The sequence below is a fragment of the Methylobacterium sp. D53M genome, assembly GCF_053345625.1.
Map to the genome: position 1 here is coordinate 1 of NZ_JBKFAL010000054.1, position 9,126 is coordinate 9,126.

At 56.7% G+C, this 9,126-nt stretch carries 4 protein-coding genes and 2 pseudogenes; 3 read left to right on the forward strand and 3 right to left on the reverse strand.

Going from position 1 to position 9,126, the window contains the following annotated elements; all coding sequences use genetic code 11:
• The first annotated feature begins 1,929 nt into the window (after positions 1-1,929).
• Positions 1,930-3,399, forward strand: a complete 1,470-nt coding sequence (locus tag ACLBYG_RS31015; RefSeq protein WP_447684014.1) for a DUF2235 domain-containing protein — start codon at positions 1,930-1,932, stop codon at positions 3,397-3,399.
• A 422-nt stretch (positions 3,400-3,821) separates the two neighbouring features.
• On the opposite strand, the pseudogene ACLBYG_RS31020 reads toward ACLBYG_RS31015, so the two are convergent.
• Positions 3,822-5,849: pseudogene (locus tag ACLBYG_RS31020) on the reverse strand (response regulator).
• The gene (locus ACLBYG_RS31025; protein ID WP_447684011.1) at positions 5,816-6,481 is read right to left on the reverse strand and encodes a sensor histidine kinase; all 666 of its coding nucleotides are present in this window, start codon (positions 6,479-6,481) and stop codon (positions 5,816-5,818) included. The pseudogene ACLBYG_RS31020 and the gene ACLBYG_RS31025 overlap by 34 nt, the downstream one beginning before the upstream one ends.
• A 39-nt stretch (positions 6,482-6,520) precedes the next feature.
• On the opposite strand from ACLBYG_RS31025, the pseudogene ACLBYG_RS31030 reads away from it, so the two are divergent.
• Together ACLBYG_RS31030 and ACLBYG_RS31035 are read left to right on the forward strand one after the other, a co-directional pair.
• Positions 6,521-6,898 (forward strand): annotated as a pseudogene (locus tag ACLBYG_RS31030) (transposase); the annotation flags it as partial.
• A gap of 27 nt (positions 6,899-6,925) precedes the next feature.
• Positions 6,926-7,486, forward strand: coding sequence for a hypothetical protein (locus tag ACLBYG_RS31035; RefSeq protein ID WP_447684012.1), 561 nt, complete (start codon positions 6,926-6,928; stop codon positions 7,484-7,486).
• A 4-nt stretch (positions 7,487-7,490) separates the two neighbouring features.
• Here the strand turns inward: ACLBYG_RS31035 and ACLBYG_RS31040 are convergent, their stop codons facing one another.
• Positions 7,491-8,225: a hypothetical protein gene (locus ACLBYG_RS31040; protein ID WP_447684013.1), complete on the reverse strand. Its 735-nt coding sequence runs from the start codon at positions 8,223-8,225 to the stop codon at positions 7,491-7,493.
• Between the last annotated feature and the right edge of the window lie 901 nt (positions 8,226-9,126).

Genomic DNA, 9,126 nt, shown 5'->3' on the forward strand with positions numbered 1-9,126 from the left:
ATTTCCGACTGTCCGCTTCCCGGCAGCAAACCAATTAAAGCAGACTTCGTACCCGCCGGATCTTGATCCTAAGACGATCAACGGATGCCCCACTGATATGCCAGACACATGTACTTCATCCGCACCTACCGTTAAGCGATAGTGGATCTTCTACGGAGCGGGCTCCAAAAGGGAGTTTGCGACCTGGCGGCGTAAAGGTGACATCGTTGTCGCGTGTGCCCGTCACAAGATCTGTAAGACTAAAATATCCCATATACCTAATTCTTTTAATTATCATCGCACTGATGTAGCACACATGCCTGACGGTATAATTGTTGACGTCGATCTCATATAGCCCGAAATACGTCCCAAAATAATACCTATCGTCATGTTCGTCAAAGTATAAAGGCCCGCCAGCGTGATATGGCTTCTTGAAAACCTCTTCGCTAGCTTGCGACCGCACATCGCCGTCCCGAGTGATACTAATAGTTTGCTCCATGCTCCAGCGCCTCGAAATTGTGAAGTCGATGGTAGATCTTTCAGAGATCTGAAATTTTGCCGTGCGTATCGTCCAAGTCGAAAGATATGACAACAAAAAAGCGAAAAATATTATACCGGTCACTGGGGCTAAGGTGAGAAGTAACAGCTTCGACAAGGATTTTTGGTCATACATTTGGCAGTCAGGGGCAGTGCAACAGCGTTCTGTCGGGGAAGCGCATGTTACCCGAACTGGCTTCTGAGATCAGCCAGCATATGACCGCTTTGGCGATACCCTGCCGATCCGCTGGATGCCTGACATGGGTCGAGATCGGAATGGCCGCTCCGGGTGGTTTACTGCCGGGCGGCTTTCAAATGGTGATCGCATCGAAGCGGACATGGCCGCGGGGACTGCTCACGACCCGAAGACGATGTTTAGAATGTCCACCTGCAAGCAGTGGATGTTTGTCGCCGCTCCGACCCGGAACGCCGACGTATGCCCATAATATGAGCATATTCTTCATCAATGACGATCGTACGGCAATGATTGCTCTATATGGAAGGCTAACCGGCGTTCTTGATTCTCTGTAGCCTTTTTCAAGCGATCGAATGAAAACTTTCGCTGCAGTAATTACTGATATAGCAAATTACGACTGCGGAGTTTGTGCGTTAATCGAAATTCAAAATCCTTTCGATATTTGCTTAAATGCACGGAAAGTAATTCTGCGCTAAGGCGTTATCGAGATTTTGGCTAGGACACATGCTACCCTTAGGCGCCTGATTAGCAGATCAACTCGCGAAGGTTCCAAGAGAGCAGAATTCGCTTGCGCGTTCGGGCGCAGGTCGGCTACCTTCCATGTCCTTTGAGTGGGATAAGCTATGAGGAATTTGCGGATGCGTATTGCCGTCGTCCTAATCCTCTCGTTGGCCACCCAAATTTTTCCTACAGTGCTTCATGCTCGGCAGAAGCCTGACCCACAAATAGCACTTCAAGGCATCCTTACGGGCGATCCCAAGTACGACGACAAATCAATTAAAGCATTCTGGCGCGGCTATGAATACGGCAGTCAGGATACTCAGCGCCAGTGTGAGGCCGATAAAGCACAGCTGCTTGCTAACTGCAGGAAGCGATAGGTGCATCAATGCAGCGCGCAGTTGTAGTTACCCTCGGTTTGCTAATTACGGTCACTTCTGCGGGGCCTTCCTCGAGTGAATCATGTAGCGGTCGGCGCTACATAATTTTTGATAACACAAATAGATCAATCGTTGGATTCGAGTACTTAGTAAATGGCAGTCCGAGCGGGAATGTCTTATCGCATAATGTGACATCTGGCACCACTCAAGCTGTAGATGTGATGGGATCAGGTCCAGTCAGCTTCAGGGCACGCCTATCTGGAGGAGAGAATGTAGCTGCATCAAAGCCTGACTTGTGCAGATTTAACCAAATTAGAATTTTCAGCAATGGCGCCGGTTATGGAATGTCAATCCAATGACACCAAGTGTACCGTCGCGAAGAGACGTCTTATTCTGTTGCTTGACGGTACTTGGAACGATCCGGAGACGACGGACAAGGACACAAACATCGTTCGATTGCGCGACCTGCTTGCCCGGCGCCTTTCAAACGACTGGGTGCCGCGAACAATCAACCAAGCCATCGCCGATGACCGCGCAGATGAGTCGATCGGAGTCCGTCATTCGGGCGGGTACGACTATCTGTTTTTTTATGAACGTGGCGTCGGCACCGGCCCGACGTTCGACCGTTTCGCGGGTGGCATATTAGGCTTTGGGCTGGCTCGGAACGTTCGACGGGCATATAAGTTCTTGAGCCGCCACTACCGTGTTGGCGATGAAATCTTCGTATTTGGGTTTTCTCGCGGCGCGTTCACTGCTCGTTCTCTCGTAGGATACATCGGCGCATCTGGCTTACTTAAAGAAGAACATTGCGACAAACAATACGAGGAACAGGCCTGGTCGTACTACCGTACGGCTCCAAACGACCGATTACCGGGAGCTAGAGTTAAGCTTCAGCCCTTCGTACATTCGTTTGAAGACATCCGCATCGCATGTCTAGGTGTCTTCGATACAGTGGGGGCTCTCGGCATCCCATCCACTTTCATGCTCCGCTTGAACCGTGAATTCTACCAGTTCCACGACGTCGAATTATCGCCCGTTGTGCGGCTCAACCTCCATGCCCTCGCCATAGACGAGCGCCGACTCCCTTTTGCAGCGAGCGTCTTCCGCCGCAGCCGTTTTCGATGGAGCAATTCGGTCACCGAGCAAACGTGGTTCCCTGGGGTGCATGCCGACATCGGCGGTGGCTACGTTGATGACGACGACCGAAATAATGGTATTCGTAATCTAGACGATCTCCCACTCGACTGGATGATAAAGCGTGTCAGCTATCATTATCCGGATTTTCCCTCCCTTGACCTAGTCTTCCCCCCTTTGATGAGCTCGGGCGAAGAATTTGCTACTCAACATGAGTCTAGGCGGGGGCTGTACCGACTCTATCGTATCGGCATCCGCGCCATTGGCAACAGGCCGCCAGAATTACGAAGGCTAGAGAAATGCGTTAGTTATAATCGAAGCGAGGGGGTTGTTGGAGAGACTGTACATATATCTGCTATAGAGCGACTGGGATTCGATGTCCCTTATAGATCTGACAAGAAACGTAGGCCTTATCTACCAGCCAATCTTGTGGAGATCTTGCCAGAACTTTGGGAAAAATATTGTGGGAATGTCGACAAAGACTGGCCGTCGGATTCGCTTAGTGTTACGGCATGGGATGGAGAAATCGTCATGGACCGTAAATCTGCGTCACGGACTACCGGGACTGCCGGGACTACGGCGAGCGGCAATCTGCATTACGTTGAAGCCGCGATCATCGCAGCACTCGATAGGTTAAGTAAATTTGGTATTTACCCAGTATCCGAATTTACCTGACATTCAGTGTGTAGGGTGCATTGCACGACAGCGTCGGATGCATGCGTCGCCTGACGTCCGTAAATGAGAACTTCCGAGGCGAACGTCGGCTTCGGGGCGGGAAGCCAGCTTCTGAAAGTCGATACGAGCTGGAATTACCTGTTGGTCCACGAACGACCGCTTTCAGGATTCGCCGACGACGCTTCTTACGACTGGCATGGGTCGTTTTCAGCCAGTCTGCTTGCGGACGGCATGCGCATTAAAGCGGCGGGCGGATGTTGGATTGCGGCGCACTACAGGGCAGTCTCGTCGCGCGCCGACACCTTACTAACCGGACCGGGTCGGACTACTGTCCGGTTGAGGTCGAGTTCGCGGCAGGAATGGCGAGCGAACCGTTCGGCCTCATCAGGGTGAATGAAGGATAGCGGGCTTCCCGCCGTCACCTACCGGCTCGGAGCGAGCCTCCGACGTCTCCCGCGAATGACCTTATTTAGGACCCCGGAGATCTGGTCAGCCGAATAGGGCTTGTGGAGGAGCTCGAAGCCGTACGTCCCCTCCTCCGCGAGCACGTGACTGTAGCCCGAGGCTAGCAGCACGGGCAGGTTGGGCAGGCACCGACGCAGTTCCTTGGCGAGGGCGACGCCGCCCATGCCCGGCATGACGACATCCGAGAAGACAGCGTCGAAGCCGGCACCGTCGCCATTGAGCCTGTCGAGGGCTTCCTCTGCGTTGGCGGCGAGCGCCGTCTCGTAGCCCAGGTCCTCCAGGATCTGCGTTGCGAAGCGACCGACCTCAACGTTGTCCTCGACAACGAGCACGCGTCGCCCATCGCCCCCATGCGAACTCGCCGGCATCCTCCGCCACGGGTTCGGCGATGGGGTCCACCTGCGGCAAGTAGAGGGTGAAGGTCGTGCCCTCCCCGACGGTGCTCGCCACGTCGACGTCGCACCCTGACTGCTTGGCGAAGCCGATGACCTGGCTGAGGCCGAGGCCAGTGCCTTTACCGACCTCCTTCGTCGTGAAAAAAATGGCTCGAAGATGCGGCCCAGGGTGTCCTGATCGATGCCGGTTCCGGTATCGGCGACGCTGACGGCTGCGAACGCGTTGTAAGAGGGGCCGTGGCCGCGGATGGCAGGCAACGCCTGGTCGCAGGCGAGCAGCAAGGTGAGCGTTCCCTCGCCCCTCATCGCGTCGCGGGCGTTGATGGCCATGTTGACCAGCGCCGTCTCGAACTGGCTCGCGTCGGCGCAGATGAAGCAGGGGTGTTCGGGCACCTCGACCACGATCCGGATACGGGCACCGGTGACGGTGTCGACCATCTCGGCCACGGCCTGGAGCCTGGCCCCGACGTTGAAGGTCTCGGGCTTCAGCGCCTGCCGACGAGCGAAGGCCAGTAGCTGTCCGGTGAGCTTGGCGGCACGGTCCACCGTATCCCACACCGCGTCCAAGTACCGGGCGCGCCGCTCCTCCGGCAGGTTCGGCCGGCGCAGGAAGTCCACCGACGAGCGGATGATGGTTAGGAGGTTGTTGAAGTCGTGCGCGACCCCACCAGTTAGCTGACCGACCGCCTCCATCGTCTGCGACTGTCGCAGCGCCTCCTCGGCCTGGGAGAGGCTGATTGCCTGGGCACGTTTCTCCGTAACGTCGCGGGCGACGCAGTAGAGGCGTTCGTCCGCGGGAACCGCCGTCCACGACACGGTCCGGTAGCTGTCGTCACGGGTGCGGAAGCGGTTCTCGAAGGCCAGGGTGGTGGCACCCCCGGCGAGCCGCCCCACCTCGGCGCGGGTCTTCACCCGGTCCTCGGGGTGCTCCAGCCATTCGGAGCTGCGCCCGACGATGTCCCGCGCGTGCCAACCCAGCGTCAGCATCCAGGCCGGGTTGACCGCCAGCCAGATGCCGTCGCTGTCAGCCACGCCCAGCATGTCGTGGCTGACCTGCAAGATCCGGTCGCGCTCGGCCGTGCGAGCAGCGACCTCCCGTTCCAGATCCTCATTGACCCGGCGTAGGGCGTCCGACGCCTCGCGCCGCACCCGGGCGAGTTGGAGGTTCGTGCCCACCCGCGCGATGAGCTCGCGGGCCGAGAACGGCTTGGTTAGGTAATCGTCGGCCCCGGCATCGAGTCCCTCGACCTTCGCCTCGTCGCCGGCCCTCGCCGAGAGCATGATGACGGGCAAGTCACCCAGGGCCGGGCCGCCCCGCACGGCGGCGAGCAGGCCGAAGCCGTTGAGGCGGGGCATCATCACGTCGGTCAGCAGCAGGTCGGGCCGCTGCTCGCGCGCGGCCGCCAGCGCCGCCTCTCCATGCGCTACCGCCTGGACGTCGTAGCCCTGGGCCGTGAGCAGGCGGGCGACGTGCTCGCGCATGTCGGCGTTGTCGTCGGCGAGCAGGACACGCCCCGTTTGCGGATTGGCGTTGGGAACCGCTTCGCCATCGAGGATCAGGTCTCCCGCGCCCGCGCCCCGTCGATCCAGCGGCGCGCCTCGGCGACGTAAGCCTCGACCCGCGCGGCGGTCAGGCCCGGCGTAGCGCCCTCCCCCGCGGTGCCGACCCCTTCCTGCGCGAGGGGCAGCGACACGCGGAAGGTGCTGCCGGAACCGGGTTCGCTCTCGACCTGAATGGACCCACGGTGCAGTCGAACCATCTCCTGCACCAGGGCGAGGCCGATGCCCGTCCCCTCGAAGGTGCGCCCCTGGGCCTCCTCGACACGATGGAAGCGGTCGAACAGACGCGGCAGCTCCTCGGCCGGGATGCCGGTGCCGGAGTCCTCGACGGCGAGCACGGCGCAGTCGCCATCGCGCCGCACCCGCACGGTGATCCCGCCCTCCAGCGTGAACTTGAAGGCGTTGGAGAGGAGGTTCAGGACCACCTTCACCCACATCTCGGTGTCGAGCGGCACAAGGGCGTCGAGAGGCGGGCAATCGACGGTCAACGTCAGGCCGGCCTGCTCGCAGAGCGAGCGGAAGTTACCGGCGAGGTCGGCGGTGAACCGGGACAGGTCAGTAAGCCGATAGGCGGCCCGAGTGCGGCCGGCCTCGACGCGAGAGAAGTCGAGCAGCCCGTTGACAAGCCGCAGCAGGCGCAACCCGTTGCAATGGGCCACCATCGCCAGCGCCCGGTTGTCGGGCAGCAGTACGCTGCTCGGCTTCGCCTGAGTGGGGCCAACCGGCACGACAGTGTGATGATGGCCCCGACCCTTGATGCCATCCCACCCGTGCGCAACGGTCGGCGGGGCCGGCCGCGACACCGCCCGGACAAACTGCACGCTGACAAAGCCTACGGCGCTCGACGGCGCCGACACGAGTGCCGGGCGCGCGGGATTGTACCGCGCATCGCACGCCGCGGCATCGAGAGCAGCGAGAGGCTGGGCCGGCACCGGTGGGTGGTGGAGCGCACGCACGCTTGGTTCAATCGCTTCCGTCGGCTGCCCGTGCGCTACGAGCGACGTGCAGACATCTACGAAGCCTTCACCAACCTCGCTTCCAGCCTCATCACACTCAACCAAATCAGACGGTTCTGTTAGCCGCTCTTAGTTGTTTACCGATCGCACATGGGCTTGCGGCAGGTTGATGATCCTCTTATGTTCCAGGTGTTGCGCAACTATGTTACGTTGCGCTCCAATGGCCGCCAGGAACAGGTCGCTGAATCGAACAGAGGACGACGCGAAGTGTTCGCACTTAGTCGCAACCGCGATAAATTATTCATTTATGAGCCCAAGCAAGGCATGGGGATTCCCATGTTAATAGATTTCAAACTAAAGCAAATTTCGGTGGAAGTTCTGAATGCATACGAACTTGAGTCGGACTATTCAGTCTATCGCGGCCTTAGCGAAATCAACAAAGCTGTCGATAAAGAATATATTGAGCAAGTGGATTTTGTAAAAAGAGTTTCATTGAGGTTTTCTTATATATTGCAGGATAAATTGGAAAATAGAAAACTGAAAATTTCAGAACTTCGAAAATTGTTTGTGAAAGCTTGGCGCGAAGCAAGCAAGCAAAAGGAGTCTGCATCTCACGATGAAGTATTAGACTCAGGTAACGCGGCACCAGGAGCCATGAAATCTGAGGTCGTCGTTAGAAATGCTGAGCTATCGTCGTATCGGATCCAATAATATCTTAGATGACGAAACAAGACGTGAGCTGATCAAGAATTGCTTCGTCAATCAATGCTCGATCGTCCGAAAGCTTACTTGGTTCTAGACCTTGCTGTATGCCGTCGAACAACAGTTCGCGATACGCGAGTCTACTAAACATTATGTCGCGTTCGCGATCGTCTATTTCCTCCAAGGTCATATTTTCCGGATCGACAGATCGCCAAGCCTCATAGACTTTGTGCAGCCATCTTTCATTGATTTCGATCATGTTTTCGAATGTCATATAGTGCTCAACCAGCATTTTAGTCTGCGGAATCATAATATCTACCGCAATCATTCGCCAGCCGAAGACGCTCGGTTTAAAAAGCTTCTCAATGTCAATTTTAACAAGAACAATTCGACCATCAGACTGAAGTTTTATAAAAAACCTCAAGACATCCTCGAAATCTTCAATAGAGTGTAGGCGCGTTCTAAAGCGAAGATAATCTCGGATGTGCGCAAGCGTTATCGTATTATCTTTCTTAAGTTTTGCGACTCGTTTCCTCTTGTCCTTAGCTGTAGCCTCGCTCTTTGAGCTGATTTCTGACATAAGTCCAAATAATTGTTCTATCTCAGCTGCGATGTTCTGAACTGGCTTTATCGAAAGTGATCTCAATTCATTGAGATAGGCGATAGCGCTTGTTCCGTCTCCATTTACAATAAGATTTGGCTTTATTTTCTTCTCAAGCGTATCGACGGATCGCAGGTCGATCGTCATCCGTTAGCACTCACGTTCTACTCCGAAAAGTTATTCGTTACGGACAATGGTCGTCACATGCCGGAATAAACGCCGTCACAGGTGGCTTCAACCCCACGCCATGAATGCGCTGATCGGATCAGCAATTCCACGGGAACAGATTATTGAGAATGTGAAGCTATAAGCAACCCGCATCAGCCTTCTTTCAGCAAGAAATTATCGGTGTTGCTGAACTGCTGGTCTTGTCGTGGCCGCCATATGAAACATCCTTTTGAAGAATGGGAAACGTCGGGTCGCCACCCAAGCCAACCTCGCGAGTGGGCCCCGAGGCCCCAGACTTTGCTTATCCCACGTCGATAGGCGCTGGACGTACCTTGTCGATCGCCCGGTGTACCGAGGATCGAGTGGCTGTTCGGGTTCCGGTACCGCCTCGAGATTAACGTCCGTCCAAAGGCGCGAGCACGACTAGTGCGTTCCAACGTTCCTGTTAGACGGTAAACCCATCGCCCGCTTCGACTTGAAGGCAGACCGTAAGGGCCGTCGCGCTGATGGTCATGCGCATGCATCTCGGGCCTAAGGCGTTGGCGGATATGATGGAGCGGCTGACTGAGGAGCTGAGTTCCATAGCGTGATGGCTCGGCCTCTCAGACATTGTGTCCCAAGCGGTATCCGAAGAACCTGCCGTAGAAAGCCTCTGGCCTTGAGTTGCCGAACCATCGGCCGCCGAGTTCCTACACCGTGAACCGCGGGCTTACGTTGCGTGCGCGTTGTCGAACCCTTCCACGACGACGGCGAGCAAATTGGCGACGATGCGACCCGCAAAGTCTCCTCGCGTAGCGAAGCCGAGTTCCGCTTTCAGGTCCAGTCCCAGCAAGGAAACGAAGCGAACGCTTTCCGGGCGCTGGTGCCGCATGCAGGCGGG

Excerpts from the sequence above, each read along its gene's own strand:
- ACLBYG_RS31015 (WP_447684014.1), top strand. The coding sequence starts at position 1,930 with ATGGAATGTCAATCCAATGACACCAAGTGTACCGTCGCGAAGAGACGT.
- ACLBYG_RS31025 (WP_447684011.1), bottom strand. The coding sequence starts at position 6,481 with ATGGTGGCCCATTGCAACGGGTTGCGCCTGCTGCGGCTTGTCAACGGG.
- ACLBYG_RS31035 (WP_447684012.1), top strand. The coding sequence starts at position 6,926 with ATGGGCTTGCGGCAGGTTGATGATCCTCTTATGTTCCAGGTGTTGCGC.
- ACLBYG_RS31040 (WP_447684013.1), bottom strand. The coding sequence starts at position 8,225 with ATGACGATCGACCTGCGATCCGTCGATACGCTTGAGAAGAAAATAAAG.